Here is a 15743-nt window from a genome sequence, read left to right on the forward strand (position 1 = left end):
TATCGTGATTTTCAATCCTCGGGCAGTTGCCCTACATCATTTGCGTTCAGCCCATCAGCGAGTTTAGCAAGCCGCAAGCGATATTGGCTTTGGTCCATAGAGGCCAATTCGATCGTCTGGCCGGTTGCCGGAACATTGAGAATTAGAGATTTTCCTCGCGCCTCTAGGGCGAGCGGCGCATCAGGTGCGCCCCAATCTTTCGCGTGCGCGACAAGACTAAATTGTTCTCCCCGACGAACGCCTGATATGGCTTTCGTGGTGCTTGCGATATCCCCGGCCTCGTAGTCCGGCGCTGAAACCGAAACGCTTCCCTTTATGTCGCCGCCGTCGCTCTCGACTATTTGAAGCTGTATCAGGGCCGTATCATCGCCACCCACATAGGAACCTGAATAATCTGGTTCCGCTGCGGCGCAACCAGCAAGGCCAATGCAAAGAGCAAGCGGCAAAAGGTGACGACGCATTCCAGCCTCCATATTTCTGATGCCGTCGAGATAGCAGCCAACAGTTAATATGAGGGATATATCCAGTGGTTTTATTGCCTGCATCGTCGGCTTTGTCTCGCCATGCGTGGCCGCGAACTTGTGGGAAAGAACATTAGGCGGATTCGCGTCGAGAAAGGCGTGTCGCAAGAGCGACTAGCGTTCGACGCTAACGTCGATCGTTCCTATCTCGGAGGCATTGAACGCTGCGACGAGAATCGAGCGTTGATACACTCGATAAGATCGCGGCAATACTGGATGTTGGGATTCTCGAATTCTTCCTGCCGGTTAGAGACGAGGATAATGTCGGCGGCCTTCGTCCCGGTAGAAAAAAGCGCGACTAGCCTATGATTGTCGCGACCGCTCGCGCCAACTGTGGTGATAGTCGGCAAGCGCCATCCTTCCGCAAAATGAAATCCGCTCCGGCGAAAGTCCGGGATTGCAGTAAATCCAAAATCGCGGCGTCCACGCGCGGGCGCTCTGGCTCCAGCATATCGAGAATGTAACTGGAACTCGTTCGCTTTTGACGGTGCATTATCCCAAGCAACGGACTGTAACCATCCGCAATGGCGTTGATCTGCAATTTGCTGCGCATCACCGCATAGCCATAGTTGAGCATGGCGTTGATTGGATCGGTGGCGCGGCGATTTTCAGGTTTGCATTCATGGACTGAACTGCGTCCCCGATAAGTCAGCCAGCTTTCCGGCACCGGGTATCGCTTTGAGATTTTCCATTGCAGGTTCAAATTCTGCCATGCTCGGAAATAGAGTGAGGCGCATTCGCCTTCGATAGCCCGTACCTGTTGCATATCTTCCAGCGGCTTCTCCAATTCGGCAATGCCGCGTTCGGCCCGCGCAATGGCCCTGCCTGTGTCGCAATGTTGTGGCAAATGGTTGGCAAGGGTTTCTAGGCTGTGCGCCAGCTTTTCCCGAACGAGCTTCTGGGCAAATGCCATGCGCCGCGTTGGGCAGGCCAGCGTTTCGCGCTGCCAATCAATTTTGGCCTGATCGCTCGCAAATCCATTGCCGCTTGCCACAATTGCAACGTCACCAGAACTTTGAACCCGAGCAAGGGCAATGGATTGCTCTGCCAGCCAGTTTAGCACGTCGAACGATAGTGAGCCGCTGCCGTCCAATAGCATAATGATGCGCGGCAAATCCAAATCGCCTTTGAAATAGCGATGGCATTCCTGCTTTTGCGGATAATGGGTAAAACCCTGTTTGATGACCAATGCGCCCTTTTCGACCCGCATCGAATTGCCGTGACCGGTCAATATCAGCGCATTGGGATTGCGCTCGCGAAGCCGTCGCGGCTTTTGCAATTTCTCGATTTCGGAAATCCAATTTTCCGACTGAGTTGCCCATTCGTCGATGGCCGGATCGGATTGGAAATCAAGATTTTCAAGCATATGAGAGAATAGCAAAATACCGGCATCGCTGCCAACGGAATGAAGGTTAATAGACAATGGAATTGCCTGTATTTTGTCCGGTTATCTGCTCGTGAGCGATTTCGACCGATGGCGCGATTCTGTCGAATTGAATTGCTGCTTTTTGGATTTTGCCGACCCTTACGAATTGGGGAAATTCAAAATTGCCAAGGATATTGGCACGATTGAAGCGATCAAATTTTTGATGATTTCCGATATTTTCGCTCGGATCGAACATGGCGAATTACTGGCCTATGGGTTCCGCACGCTGCCCCATGTCAGCGATGGACCAGTGGTTATTCCCATCCATTGTTTCGCTCAGCGACCTGAAATGGTAGATATTGAAAAGGACATTATCATTGCGTCCGGGTGGCGATATGAGCGGGTACGGGTGGGTGCAGGGACGTGCGAGGATGTACCCGCTGCGACCATTTCTACTGGCACGGTCAAGACCGTCGGAAAGGCCGGTCGCCCTGACACCTATCCGGCTGCTCGGGTCGCATTGTTAGCACTGTCAAAGCGTGACCCTACTTCAATCCGTCAACCGGCAAATCGCCTGATAAATCATTTCAACGTCGAATATCTGCAACATGTTGGAACCTTCGGACTTCAAATTGCTCGATTATCGGAACGAACTCTGCGTGAGCATCTGAAGCGGTTCCGGCAAGAATTGGCAGAAATGGGAAAATACAATTCTTCCAATTGAATCAATAGAATAAAATCATCCCGGCTGCATCAATGCCCCTGTTCGAATCATTCGACAGGAGCATCCCATGTCGCGTAGACGCGACTATAAAGCCGAGTATCAGCGCCGCATCGCCAGCGCCGCCAAGCGCGGATTGAGCCGTTCGCAGGCTCGCGGCCATGCCAAAGCCGGTGAGGCGGGGGCAGGCAAGCGTCCGACCAGCAACCCCGATAAACTCGAAAAGGCACTCAAACGCTATCGCCAGACGGGGGACCGTGCCGGTTCGGCGAAGGCGTTTGGCATCGCGCCCGAACGCTTCACCCGTTTTCTAGCCGATGCCGTTACCGTTTCCGGGCGCGGCAAGTCTCTCAAGATTGCGGATTCCCGTCCCCGCGAAATGAACGTGATGACGGGCGGCGAAAATCGCCGAATGAAACTGCGCGATTACGATCAGTCGGCGCTCAACGGCGACCATCAAAATGCGGTCAAAGCCTTCGTTTCGTCAAACGATCTGGATTTGATCCGCCCGTTTGAAGGCAAGTCGGTCATCGACGCCAAGGGCAAAGCCCACCCGCTCGAAACCGATCCCAATACGCTGCACCGGATTGCCGCGTCCGGCGACACGCCATTCCCAGAAATCTACCGAATTGTTCAATGAAAGGATGATATTATGACCGATAAGGAACTACGGAAAGAAATCCGCAAACAGCGGCGGCTGGAGCAGCTTGGGACCAATGAACCGCGATGCGGCACATGCGGCGAAAACCGTTGGCAATGCATCGAGCAGCATCATCCCGCCGATTATGGCCGCGATGACGCGATGGTGCTGGAATGTCGCAATTGCCACCGGATATTGAGCGACGATCAGAAGGATCATCCGGCGTTCAATCCTGATGCTGACCCCCTGCTAGATCGGATCGGTCACTTTCTGCTCGGCCTCGCCGACATGCTGCGGCTGGTTCTCGAAAAGCTGATCGCTTTTGGTAATGCGCTGATCGAACGGGCTGCGCCCGCATCGTCGGGAGTGGAGGCATGACGAGCATTCCAATCACCGATCATCTGCCCATTGCCATCCGGGCTTTCGCGGGACCGCAATATCGGGTGCTTGTCAATCCCACCGATAGCAAACCAAAGCGCCGTCGGTCGATCACGCCCGCTTCCGAATGGACATTGATTTTCGACACCGAAACAAATGCGGATGCAGCCCAGGCGTTGCGCTTCGGTACCTATCAGCTTCGCAAGAGCGACGAACTCAACGAAGCGGGCATCTTCTACGATCCCGACAATGTTGCGCCCGACGAACTCGAATGCCTTGTCGCCTATGCCAAAGCGTATGGGCTGAACCTGCTCACTCGCGATGCGTTTGTGGACAAGGTGCTGTTCGACCGTGGCTTTGGCATCCGCGCTCGCATCGTCGGCTTCAATCTACCGTTCGATATTTCGCGGCTCGCGATCAAGCATGGATCGGCTCGGACACCGATGGGCGACGATGGCGGCACCATGCGCGGCGGTTTCACCTTCAAACTGTCGCCGCAGAAAATCTATCCGAATATCCGGGTCAAACATATGTCGCGCCGCGCTGCGTCAATCGCGTTCGCAGCACTTAAGCAGCCGGACAGTCGCGGCCAGCGCAAACGCTGTCTGACAACCCCGGTTCGGCGGGGGCATTTTGTCGACGTCAAAACGCTTGCCGGTGCGCTGTTTGCCCGCAACTTCTCGCTCGGCAGCCTTTGCGATTTTTTGAAGGTCGAGCATCCGAAGTTGGATTTCGATGATTTTGCCGCGCCGATCAGCGACGACATTATCCGCTATGCCGTCGCTGACGTTCAAGCGACATGGGAATGCTACCGCATCGCCTTGGCGCGTTTCGACCAGCTAGGATTGACCGACGCCCGACCCGAGAAAATCTATAGCGAGGCCAGTATCGGCAAAGCCTATCTGAAAGCGATGGGCATTCAGCCTTGGCGGAAGGTGCAGCCGGATTTCCCGCGTGACTTGCTCGCAAAGATCATGGGCAGCTATTTCGGTGGCCGATCCGAGGTCCGCATCCGCCGCGAACTGCGACAGGTCATGCTATGCGATTTCCTGTCGATGTATCCGACCGTTTGCACCCTGATGCGCTTGTGGGATTTCGTCATCGCCGAAGGCATGTCGTGGCACGATGCCACCGACAACACCCGTTCGCTTCTGGCGCGTGTCGATCTAGCTGACCTGCAATCGTCGGACTTGTGGCAAGCAATGACCGTGCTCGTGCGGGTGATACCGAAAGGCGACATTTTCCCTGTTCGCGCCGATTACGCGGAGCAAGGCCAAAACACGATAGGTTTGAACCACCTGTCATCGGACACACCGCTATGGTTCACGCTAGCGGATTGCATCGTCTCGAAAATTCTGACTGGTAAAGCCCCGGTCATATTGGAAGCTATCCGTTTCACGCCGGGACCGGCGCAATCCGGCCTCTCCAACATCAATGTCGGCGGCAATCCGGCCTATCGCGTCGATCCGAAAGAGACGGACTTTTTCAAGCGCGTCATCGAACTGCGCCAGACCGTTAAACAGGATCGCGACCGCGCCGCCGATGCCGACCGCGAGGCGTTGGACATTGAGCAGAACGCTCTCAAAATCGCCGCCAACGCGACGAGCTACGGCATTTGGGTTGAGGTCAATGTCGATGACCGCCCCAAGCGGTCGCCGGTCACGGTGCATAATTCGACCGGCGAGCCGTTCAGTTTTTCGACTGACCGGCACGAAAATCCCGGCACCTATTTCCACCCCCTGCTTGCCACGCTGATTACTGGCGCGGCGCGGTTGATGCTCGCCATCACCGAACGCCTTGTAACTGATGCTGGGATGGACTGGTCCTTTTGCGACACCGACAGTATGGCGATTGCCAAGCCGGATACCATGTCGTCCGACGAATTTGCCCAGCGCGTAACGGACGTGGTGAAATGGTTCGACGCGCTCAACCCCTATGGCTTCGACGCCTCGATTCTCAAAATCGAGGATTTGAACTATTCGCTGGCATCCAAGGAATTGGAGCCGCTTTTCTGTTGGGCGGTTTCATCAAAGCGATACGCGCTGTTCAATATCGACGAAGGACGGCCGACCATGCGGAAAGTTTCGGCGCATGGACTGGGGCACTTGTTCCCACCGTATGAAGAGGCAGACGCTCCGGGGCGTTTTCCTAAACCAGATAAATCGGTGCTGAAAGATGGCACGGTGCGCTGGCATTGCGATCTATGGCACCAGATTGTCAGCGCCGCGCTAGCCGGTCATCCCGATCAGGTGGCGCGGGATTTTCATTCGGCCATGAAAGAGCCGGCGCGCAGCCGATATGCCGCAACATCGCCTGATCTATTGCGCTGGTTCAAATCCTATAATGTGAACCGCGACTATCGCGATCAGGTCAGACCGTTCGGGTTTATGCTGTCCTATGGCGTCGGGCCGATGGCTTGTTCCGAAGCCATCGCTGCTACCTCGAAGCGAGGACGGCCCAAAAAGATAGCGCCGGTCAAGCCCATTGCACCCTTCGAGAAAAACGGTTCGAAAGCCGCCGCAACGGTGTTCGACCGGGAAACCGGCAAATCCGTCGATCTCTCCATCCTGCGAACCTATGCCAAGGCGCTTGCTCAATATCATATCTCCCCAGAAGCCAAGTTCTTGAACGGAGGTTTTCTCGACAAAGGCATTACGTGGAGGCGGCATGTTTTCGGCACCCATATCCAGCATATCGGCAAAGAAGCCGACGATTGGGAGCGGCGGGCGTCATTAGGCCAAACGGCGGATATGGAGGTCAATTATGGTGTGTCGGATGCTGACCGTTTGCGGGTCGAAGCGGACGCCCAAAACGCCCGCATCGCGGAGCAGTCGGAAGCGGATCGAAATCGCGATGCCGAATTGGCGCGACTTCGCGAACAGGTCGAAGAGAATGGGTTGCGAGCCACCGCAAGGACAATAGGCGTCGATCCTTCAAATCTCAGACGACGATTGAAGCGTTGAACGGTAATGCCGGGATGGGCCATCGACAGCTTACTATATGCGGAAGAGCTCTCTCAACGACGCAGGTGCAAGCTCTTGCCGCGCCACTTCTTTCGCGAGAAATGGGTAACGCCGTTCGAGAAAGTTTGAGGTGATATCCTCTCGGGCGTAGTCCATCAGGATATTGCAGCGCTCTTGGACGTAGTTGTCATCCTGATTCAACCGAAGCGAATTTATCGTAGCGGCAATCTGATTTCTCAGTGGACGCTCTAACGCTGGGTTAGGCTTTAGCAGGCAAGCCGGAACATCCATTACGAACCAATCGTTCTCAATCGAAAACGGGTCGAGGACGGCCGCCGAGTTTCCCTTTGACGTATTAACACGGCCGCTGGCTAGCCGAAAATTTGACCACTCGTAAGCGAGGTGTGGATGCGTCGATTTGGGCGCAAAGTGATCAACTGAGCCTTGATCCGGCATATATATAGCCGTGTATGCGCAGATGCCCGAATACGCTGCGTGCAGCTCCTTTCCGGCGCGGGTCCAGAAATTCTTCTTCTTGAATTCTTCGTGATTGGGCGCGGGGCACGTTGCGAGGAAAGCCGCACCCGGTTTTCTCACGTCATCATCAAAGGTGGGATATTCCGGCTGGAGGGTAACGCGGATCATAGTTTGACCCCGTGCTGTTCTGCAAAAAACAGCCATCGCGGCCAGAATTTGTCGTCCCCTGCCAACTGCTGCTTGAGCCTCTCTGATACTTCGGCAACCCTTCCGGCGCTTGGGTCTTCCGAGAGCTGAAGCTGCTTGGCCTCTTCGATTACAAGTTCCGCGCCCCGCGACCGAGCGTGTTGAAGGCCGAAAAGCGGTGACGTTAGCCAAGCAGACGCATCGCCATATTTGACGAACGGGGTTTCCTCCAGTCGCACCGACGGGCCGGCGCCGTACAGGTGATAGAGAACGTCTATCCCTGCATCGAAAGTGGTCTCCATCGATGCGAGTATCATTGGTGAGTGGGTCGCGGCGATGGTTTGAATGGCAAGTTCGCTGCTGAGCAGGTCGCCCACACTCATAAGGGCTGGCAGAACGATCCGCTGCCATTTGGGATGCAGGTGAGCTTCCAGTTCATCAACGATTACCATCATTCGATGGAGCGGCGATCGGCCTAAGCTTTCCGCCGCCAGTTCATGCTCTTGCCAAGACCAAATGATCAAATATGCCAGCAGAAGTACCCGTTGGACCCCGGAGGAAGCATGGGTCACGGGGACGTTGCCGTATCGATGATTAATGGTGGGTATTTCCCTTGGATCGCCGGGAAGCCGCACCGGCTTACCGGGGGTTAGGATTCCAAGATCCTCCGGCGACAGTCGGCGAAGCACCTGAGCGAACTGATCAAACGTTTTCTGATCGCTGGTATTTTGCCACCGAATCCAATCGCGGATCAGTCCTTCGATGAATCCTGGACGGCCGTTCCAGACCTCATATGCCGTCAAACTTCCGGCCAGCGACACGCTTCGATTGAACTTGCTACGGATCGGGTCCGCGACCGCAAACGATCCGTCGGCCCGCGAAAAAACAGCAAGCGCCTCGACTGTCATGGCGTTGCGTTGCCGCGCCCACGCCAGATTCTTGTAGTCATACCGAGCGGCATACGTGGACAGCCGCCCCGACGTTCCTGTCAGTGAATACTCTACGTTCGCAACTAAATTCGGATCGGAATTTTGAGGCAGGGCTTCCTTATCTGCCCAAAAGCCGGTTGCCGCCCACCACGCGAAGTCGAGCAAGAACGACTTGCCAAGACCATTATCTCCCGTGACCATCGTAAGACGGGGACCAAAATCCAGTTTCATTTCAGGGGCTGGGCCCGCGTTCTGCAAACGCAGCGACGCAATCGTTCGCCCGCCTTCGGCTTCGGCATCTGGAGGTTCTGGAAGGCGCCGAGTTACTGCCGTCATCTCCAACGGTTCCGCCGTGAAAGCAACGGAGGCGGGCAATATCAGCTCAAGCGACCTTTCCGAGAAAAGCCTATCTTGCTCGTCTTCTGTAACATTGTACTGGTCGAGAAATCGGTCAATCAGCTCCGAATAAGACGAGGTTTCGCCCAGATCGTCATCCTTGAACAGCCACACCGCAAGAGCGTCGGCCGGAACCTTGGTCGGAAAGTTGCGCTCGCTAAGTACGGCTTCCATGAGGTCGATATAGGACGATTGGAAACCCCATTTCCGGGTAGCCCGTTCGTGTAGGAACACTGACTTGAAGGTTTGGGTATTGATAGTCTGGAGGCCGCTGGACGGATACTTTTCTACGACCCAAGAGGCAGCGCTGCGAAATGGCTGAAAATAATACGCGCTTCGCCTGTCGATGCGGTGGTGCCGGTCCATGTGCTCGCGAGTGAGCATGTCGATGCTCACATCGTCCATGGACCCGATGCTGAGATCATAGTGCTTACAGGCAAGAAAGGTTATTCCGATAAACGGATGGACCTCTTCCCGGAGGATATTAATCGCCGCTAGGACGGCTTCAGTCGAGACGTACATTCGAGGCCCCCGCCAGAGAATTTGATAATTATTCTTGCTCGGCGTCTTCTTCCTCAACAACTTTCCGCAATTGTTCAACCATCAGGTCGCAGTATTCCCGCTTTGCGTCGATGCCTATGACGCGAAAGCCGTGCTTGCGGGCGAAAATTAGCGATGTCCCGCTGCCCGCAAAAGGATCGAGGACAACCCCCCTCGGTGGTGTGGTCGTCAGGATTGGGATGCGCACTAGTTCTTCAGAGAAGCGAGCTTTATGCCGGCCGGAGGCGCCTCTCACGGGCTGAATCTCCCAAGTGTCGAGCGGCGGAAGCACTGAGCCGCTGTCGGAGACGCGGCCAACCGCATTTTTGTCAAAATAGTACCAGCGCTGCTTCACGAAATGAAACACATACTCGTGCGACATAGAACACCGATCCCGAACTTGGTCCGGTATCGGGTTTGGCTTGACCCACACATTGTCATTCCGAACCAGCCATCCGCGATCTTGCAGTTCAATTGCAAACCGATGGGGGATCAACAAAAGCTGCTTGGGAACACACCATTTTCCATCACCCTTTTTGTCCTGCGGACGAAGGCCGAAGCGCCTCGCGGATTGTTTGGCTTCGCCACTGCGATGCTCGCCTTTCCCGCTCCAGTATGTGTCGCCGAGATTCACCCAAAGGCTTCCATTTTCAGCGAGCACCTCGCCAGCAGAATCGAAAACATCCGCTAAGATTGAAATGAATTCGGATGGGTGAGCCTCCAGTCCGATTTGGTCATCCACCTCATAATCGCGCTGGCCGTAGAATGGCGGTGAAGTGACTATACAATTTACCTCGACGCCCGCATCGGCGAGCAGGCGCAAACCCTCCCGGATGTCCATGTTCAGGATCAGCGATGTGTCATCAGAATAGTATGCCGCACTCCTTAAGGCTCGCGAGTTGAAGGCCGTTTCTGACATTACGCGAGGGTGCATCGCCTCGTTCGCCTTGGTGGCAGGGCGCCCGCTCTTCACGCCAGTTTCGACCAATCGAAGACTAGGACTCGGCGAGCGTGACATGCTTTCAACTCCAATGGCGGGAACTCCGAACCTCGTAGCCACGAAGGCGGCGAGAAGCGAGCATTGATCGCCTTAGGCGGCTATCGGCAACGCGTATACCCTAGCAAGATTGTCTACTTGTGGTCATCTACCCCAATTACGCCCGCGATCACTATACCCCCCCCCCCCGGATCAAGTCCGGGGTGACGAAGCAGGAGAGTTGCATTTTTCTAGCCAGCCCACTAAGGGCGCCACTTCGCGTTCTCGGACGCACAGACTCAGCCGCTGGTCGGTAACCAGCGGCACAGGAGCTTGAGACATGAAAAAAGACGTTCACCCCGACTATCACATGATCACGGTCAAGATGACCGATGGCACCGAATATCAGACGCGCTCGACCTGGGGCAAAGAGGGCGACGTGATGACGCTCGAAATCGACCCGACCGCGCACCCGGCGTGGACCGGCGGCACGGGCCGCATGCTCGACGCGGGCGGTCAGGTTGCGAAGTTCAACAAGCGTTTCGGCGGTCTCACGCTCAAGCGTTAATTCGCACTTCGGCGTCAGCCGAGGACTTTTGCAAGCGCGCTTTGCCACCCGGCAAGGCGCGTTTTGCGTTTCTGGGCGTCGAGCGCGGGCGTGAAGCGCGTTGCGGTCCCGCGCATGGCCTGCGCCGCGCTCGCGAGGTCGGGATAGAGTCCGGCTCCGGTGGCGGCGAGCATCGCGGCACCGAGCGCCGTGCTCTCGACGAAATCGGGCCGCTCGACCGTCAGGTCGAGCATGTCGGCCAAGTCCTGCGCCATCCAGTCGTTTGCCGCCATGCCGCCGTCGATGCGCAATTCCGCCCAGTCAACCCCGTCGGCGGCAAACGCCGATTTGAGATCGTGCGCCTGATAAGCCTGGGCCTCCAGCGCCGCACGCGCGACATGCGCCTTGCCGCTCGCGAAGCTGAGGCCCGATAGCGCGGCGAGCGCGTCGGGCCGCCAGTGCGGCGCGCCGAGCCCCGACAGCGCGGGAACCAGATAGACGCCGCCATTGTCGCCGACCGAGCGTGCCAGCCCCTCGCTCTCGCCCGCGCTCGCGAGCAGGCCGAGCCCGTCGCGCAGCCATTTGATCAGGCTGCCCGCGGCGAACACCGAACCTTCGAGCGCGTAGGAGCGGACGTCGCCTTCCTGCACCAGCACCGTCGCCAGCAGGCGGTTCGCTGATTGCGGCCGCACCGTGCCGCTTGCCGACAGGATGAACGCACCGGTGCCGAAGGTCGCCTTCGTCTGCCCCGGCGACAGGCACGCCTGTCCGATCGTCGCGGCCTGCTGGTCGCCCGCCATGCCGCAGATCGGGATCGCGCCGCCGAACAGCGCCGGATCGGTCGTGCCGACCGTCGTGGTGTTTCCCGTGATTTCGGGGAGCAGGCCCATCGGCACGCCGAGCAAATCGCAAAGCCGATCGTCCCAGCCGCCGTTGCCGTTGATGTCCATCAGCAGCGTGCGCGACGCGTTGCTCGCGTCGGTGACGTGGACGCCGCCGGTCAGGCGATAGATCAGATAGGATTCGACCGTGCCGACCGCGAGCCGCTCGCCGGCTTCCTTCAACTGCGGCCAATGCTTCAGCGCCCAGCCGATCTTGGTTCCCGAAAAATAGGGATCGAGCAGCAACCCGCTCTTGGCCTGGACCCATTCCTCATGGCCCGCGTCCTTCAGCGCCGCGCAATCGGCGGCCGAGCGCCGGTCCTGCCACACGATCGCGCGCGCCAGCGGCTCGCCGGTCGTACGGTCCCAGAACACCACCGTCTCGCGCTGGTTGGTGATCCCGATCGCGGCGATATGCTCGGCGCCGCCCGCCTGCGCGATCATCTCGCGCGTGCACGCGAGCGTGGCCTCCCATATTTCGGCGGCATCATGTTCGACGAGGCCGGGGCCGGGATAATATTGTCGGATCTCGCGCTGCGCGCTGCCGAGCGGTATGCCGTCGGCGCCGAAAAGCATCGTGCGTGTCGACGTCGTGCCTTCGTCGATGACGATGATTTTCTTGGTCATTCGCCTCCCCCAAAACGGTTGGTGCTGAGCTTGTCGAAGCACCGTCCTTTTCTTCTACCACCAATGAAGAAAGAACGGCCCTTCGACAAGCTCAGGGCAAACGGGAGGAAGAAGGATAGCTTCGCCACGCAATTATCTTGCAATAACGCGCAACCCATGCCATATGATGGTGCAGCGCAGCATGGCGGGACCACCCGCCGTAACCACCGGCAGCGTGATTTTCCCGCCCAAATCAGGCGCGGGACGAGCCGGACCAGCGCTTTGTCCCCAGAGGCACCCTTTCACGCGGGTCGTTTCGAACCCGCGGCCCGTGCGCCGTCCGTTCGATGCGAACGGATGCGCCTGCGCGTCGCCCTATGTGAGTATTTTATGACGACTTTCAACGACTTTGGCCTGCACGCCGACATCAATCGCGCGCTTGCCGCCAAGGATTATACCGTCCCGACCCCGATCCAGGTTCAGGCGATCCCGCCGCTGATGAAGGGCCGCGACCTGTGCGGGATCGCGCAGACCGGCACCGGCAAGACCGCCGGTTTCTCGCTGCCGTCGATCCATCATCTTTTGACCTATCCGCACCGCCCGACCCCGCGCGGCTGCCGGATGCTCGTTCTCGCGCCGACGCGCGAGCTCGCCGCGCAGATCGCGCAAAGCTGCCGCGACTATGGCCGCTTTACCAAGCTCAGCGTCTCGACCGTGTTCGGCGGCGTGCCGATCAACAAGCAGATCCGCGACCTTTCTGGCGGCGTCGACATTCTCGTCGCCACGCCGGGCCGCCTGCTCGACCTGATCGACCAGCGCGCGCTGCGCCTCGACGATGTCGAAATCTTCGTCCTCGACGAAGCCGATCAGATGATGGACATGGGCTTCATCCACTCGCTGCGCCGCATCGCCAAGCTGCTGCCGTCGCGCCGCCAGAACCTGTTCTTTTCGGCGACGATGCCGAAGGAAATCGCGCACCTCGCCGAACAGTTCCTTGAGGACCCGGTCACCGTATCGGTGACGCCGGCTGCGACCACCGTCGAAAAGATCAGCCAATATTCGACCTTTGTCGAACAGAAGGAAAAGCAGGCGCTGCTGCACGCGATCGTCGCAAGCGAGGATATCGACCGCGCGCTGATCTTTACCCGCACCAAACATGGCGCCGACCGCGTCGTGCGCCATCTGGCGGGCGCGGGCATCAAGGCGATGGCGATCCACGGCAACAAGAGCCAGTCGCAGCGCACCCATGCGCTGCAGGCGTTCCGTTCGGGCGACATCAAACTGCTCGTCGCGACCGACATCGCCGCGCGCGGCATCGATGTGTCGGGCGTCAGCCACGTCATTAACTTTGAGATCCCGAACGTCCCCGAACAATATGTCCACCGCATCGGCCGCACCGCGCGCGCCGGCGCCGAGGGCAAGGCGATCAGTTTCATCGCGCCCGACGAGCGACCCTATATGCGCGACATCGAGCGCGTTACCCGGTCGAAGGCCGAACCGATGCCGCTGCCCGAGAATTTCAACGAGATGGTCCGCAACCTGCCCAAGCCGGTGCAGCCGCCGCGCGATACCGGCAGCAAGGGCCGCGACCCCAATCGCCAGCGTCAGGACGCGCATCGCGGTCGCGGCGGCGCCAAGCCGCAAGGCGAACGCGGCCCGCGCCGCGACGGTGCGGCGGGCGAGGGTGCGGAGGGGCAGCGCAAGCGCCGCTTCCGCCCGCGCAACAAGAGTGTCGGCGCACATAAGGGCGCGGTGAAGCGCGTCGGTTGACGCGCTGAACAAATCTTACATTCCGCTCGTGCCGAGCTTGTCGAAACACCGTCCTTTCCTTAGGCATCATGCAACGGAAGGACGGCCCTTCGACAAGCTCAGGGCGAGCGGAAGTTGATGGGCTGCTTCCTCTTTAAGGGGAGCGGTTGATGACGGATGGCGAAGCAGCGGTAGCACCGATCGACACCCGGCAGAGCGAGCGCAAGGTCATCCTCGCCTCGTCGCTCGGCACGGTGTTCGAATGGTATGATTTCTACCTTTACGGCCTGCTCGCGACGGTCATCTCGGCGCAATTTTTCTCGGGCGTCAACGAAACCACCGGTTTCATCTTCGCGCTCGGGGCTTTTGCCGCGGGTTTTGCGGTCAGACCCTTCGGCGCGCTCGTGTTCGGGCGCATCGGCGACCTTGTCGGGCGCAAGAACACCTTTCTTGTCACCATGGGGCTGATGGGGGCGTCGACCTTCCTCGTCGGTGTTCTGCCCAGCTATGCCTCGATCGGCGTTGCCGCGCCCGTCATCCTTGTGCTGCTCCGGCTTGTGCAGGGGCTCGCGCTGGGCGGCGAATATGGCGGCGCCGCGACCTATGTCGCCGAACATGCGCCCGAGGGCAAACGCGGCCTTTTCACCAGCTTCATCCAGACCACCGCGACGCTCGGCCTGTTCGCCGCGCTCGGCGTCGTGATTCTGATCCGCTCGGTCCTTGGCGAAACCGCCTTCGCCGACTGGGGCTGGCGTATTCCTTTCCTCATCTCGATCATTCTGCTCGGCGTGTCGCTCTGGATTCGTCTCCAGCTCGAGGAAAGCCCGGTTTTCAAGCAAATGAAGGAAGAGGGGACGACGTCGAAAGCGCCGCTGACCGAAGCCTTCGGGCGCTGGGAAAACCTCAAATGGGTGCTTGTCGCGCTCTTCGGCGCGGTCGCGGGGCAGGCGGTGGTCTGGTATTCGGGCCAATTCTACGCGCTCTTCTTCCTCGAAAAGACGCTGAAGGTCGACGGCGCGACCGCGAACATATTGATCGCGATTGCGCTCGCGCTCGGTACGCCCTTTTTCATCTTCTTCGGCTGGCTCAGCGACAAGATCGGGCGCAAGCCGATCATCCTCGCAGGCTGCGCGCTGGCGGCGATCACCTATTTCCCGGCGTTCCAGATGCTGACCGCCGCCGCGAATCCCGCGATGGCGAAGGCGCAGCAGAATGCCGCCGTGGTCATGGCGGCCGATCCGGGCTCCTGCGCGTTCCAGTTCGATCCGATCGGGGGCAACAAGTTCGAAAGCACCGGCTGTGACATCATCAAGTCGACGCTGGCAAAGGCCGGCGCCAGCTATACCGCTTTCACGCGCGAACGCACCACGGGTGATCCGGCGCGCGTGCGCATCGGGTCGCGCGTCCTCGCGGCTCCCGATCCCTGGCGGATTGCCGAGGAAGATCGCGCCGGCGCGATCGCGGCCTTCCGGTCCGACCTCGAACGCGCGCTGGCCGACGCAGGCTATCCGGCGAAGGCCGATCCGGCTGAAATCGACAAGCCGGTCGTCGTCGCGATCCTCTTTTACCTCGTGCTGCTGGTGACGATGGTCTACGGCCCGATCGCGGCGCTGCTCGTCGAGCTGTTCCCGAGCCGCATTCGCTATACCGCGATGTCGCTGCCCTATCATATCGGCAACGGCTGGTTCGGCGGTTTCCTGCCGACGACGGCGTTTGCGATGGTCGCCGCGACGGGCAATATCTATTACGGCCTGTGGTATCCCGTCATCGTCGCGGTGATCACGCTCGTCGTCGGACTGCTTTTCCTGCCCGAAACCTTCCGGCGCTCGATTCGCCAATAGGATGGATTGACGGGGCGGGGCCGCGC

General features: G+C 58.7%; 14 protein-coding genes. 8 read left to right on the plus strand and 6 right to left on the minus strand.

What is annotated here, in order from left to right:
* Positions 1-11: 11 nt before the first annotated feature.
* Positions 12-629: a hypothetical protein gene (locus tag HDC35_RS15655; protein WP_184648380.1), complete on the minus strand. Its 618-nt coding sequence runs from the start codon at positions 627-629 to the stop codon at positions 12-14.
* Here HDC35_RS15655 and HDC35_RS15660 point away from each other — a divergent pair.
* Complete coding sequence (locus HDC35_RS15660; protein WP_260397781.1) at positions 564-830, plus strand: helix-turn-helix domain-containing protein; 267 nt, start codon at positions 564-566, stop codon at positions 828-830. The two genes, HDC35_RS15655 and HDC35_RS15660, sit on opposite strands and share 66 nt — an antisense overlap.
* Here the strand turns inward: HDC35_RS15660 and cas1 are convergent.
* The gene (gene cas1, locus HDC35_RS15665) at positions 820-1944 is read right to left on the minus strand and encodes a CRISPR-associated endonuclease Cas1 (RefSeq protein ID WP_184648304.1); all 1125 of its coding nucleotides are present in this window, start codon (positions 1942-1944) and stop codon (positions 820-822) included. The two genes, HDC35_RS15660 and cas1, sit on opposite strands and share 11 nt — an antisense overlap.
* A 16-nt stretch (positions 1945-1960) precedes the next feature.
* On the opposite strand from cas1, the gene HDC35_RS15670 reads away from it, so the two are divergent.
* The 4 genes from HDC35_RS15670 to HDC35_RS15685 all read left to right on the plus strand — a co-directional run bounded on the left by HDC35_RS15670 (position 1961) and on the right by HDC35_RS15685 (position 6589).
* Entirely contained in the window at positions 1961-2611 is a 651-nt protein-coding gene (locus tag HDC35_RS15670) for a hypothetical protein (protein WP_184648305.1), read from the plus strand.
* A 67-nt stretch (positions 2612-2678) separates the two neighbouring features.
* The gene (locus tag HDC35_RS15675) at positions 2679-3248 is read left to right on the plus strand and encodes a hypothetical protein (RefSeq protein WP_184648306.1); all 570 of its coding nucleotides are present in this window, start codon (positions 2679-2681) and stop codon (positions 3246-3248) included.
* Between the two features lie 12 nt (positions 3249-3260).
* A complete protein-coding gene (locus tag HDC35_RS15680) occupies positions 3261-3626 on the plus strand; it encodes a hypothetical protein (protein WP_184648307.1) in 366 nt (121 codons plus the stop codon).
* Positions 3623-6589, plus strand: coding sequence for a hypothetical protein (locus tag HDC35_RS15685; RefSeq protein WP_184648308.1), 2967 nt, complete (start codon positions 3623-3625; stop codon positions 6587-6589). Before HDC35_RS15680 ends, HDC35_RS15685 begins: the two co-directional genes overlap by 4 nt.
* A 33-nt stretch (positions 6590-6622) precedes the next feature.
* Here the strand turns inward: HDC35_RS15685 and HDC35_RS15690 are convergent, their stop codons facing one another.
* From HDC35_RS15690 to HDC35_RS15700, 3 genes are read right to left on the minus strand one after another with little or no spacing between them, the layout of a single operon-like run.
* On the minus strand, positions 6623-7234 hold the full coding sequence (locus HDC35_RS15690; RefSeq protein WP_184648309.1) for a hypothetical protein: 612 nt from the start codon (positions 7232-7234) through the stop codon (positions 6623-6625).
* Positions 7231-9099, minus strand: a complete 1869-nt coding sequence (locus tag HDC35_RS15695) for an AAA family ATPase (RefSeq protein WP_184648310.1) — start codon at positions 9097-9099, stop codon at positions 7231-7233. The genes HDC35_RS15690 and HDC35_RS15695 overlap by 4 nt, the downstream gene beginning before the upstream one ends.
* Positions 9100-9127: 28 nt before the next feature.
* Positions 9128-10135 (minus strand): site-specific DNA-methyltransferase, encoded by a 1008-nt coding sequence (locus tag HDC35_RS15700; protein ID WP_221438279.1) that lies wholly within the window; start codon positions 10133-10135, stop codon positions 9128-9130.
* Between the two features lie 298 nt (positions 10136-10433).
* On the opposite strand from HDC35_RS15700, the gene rpmE reads away from it, so the two are divergent.
* A complete protein-coding gene (gene rpmE / locus HDC35_RS15705; protein WP_058802477.1) occupies positions 10434-10661 on the plus strand; it encodes a 50S ribosomal protein L31 in 228 nt (75 codons plus the stop codon).
* Between the two features lie 14 nt (positions 10662-10675).
* Here the strand turns inward: rpmE and HDC35_RS15710 are convergent, their stop codons facing one another.
* Complete coding sequence (locus HDC35_RS15710) at positions 10676-12148, minus strand: glycerol kinase (protein ID WP_184648311.1); 1473 nt, start codon at positions 12146-12148, stop codon at positions 10676-10678.
* A 369-nt stretch (positions 12149-12517) separates the two neighbouring features.
* Here HDC35_RS15710 and HDC35_RS15715 point away from each other — a divergent pair, with 369 nt between their 5' ends.
* Together HDC35_RS15715 and HDC35_RS15720 are read left to right on the plus strand one after the other, a co-directional pair.
* Positions 12518-13897 carry a DEAD/DEAH box helicase gene (locus HDC35_RS15715; RefSeq protein ID WP_184648312.1) on the plus strand — a complete coding sequence of 460 codons (1380 nt, stop codon included), beginning with the start codon at positions 12518-12520 and terminating at the stop codon, positions 13895-13897.
* A gap of 149 nt (positions 13898-14046) precedes the next feature.
* Complete coding sequence (locus HDC35_RS15720) at positions 14047-15717, plus strand: MFS transporter (RefSeq protein WP_184648313.1); 1671 nt, start codon at positions 14047-14049, stop codon at positions 15715-15717.
* Positions 15718-15743: the final 26 nt, after the last annotated feature.

It is taken from the genome of Sphingopyxis sp. JAI128, assembly GCF_014207235.1.
Taxonomy (GTDB): domain Bacteria; phylum Pseudomonadota; class Alphaproteobacteria; order Sphingomonadales; family Sphingomonadaceae; genus Sphingopyxis.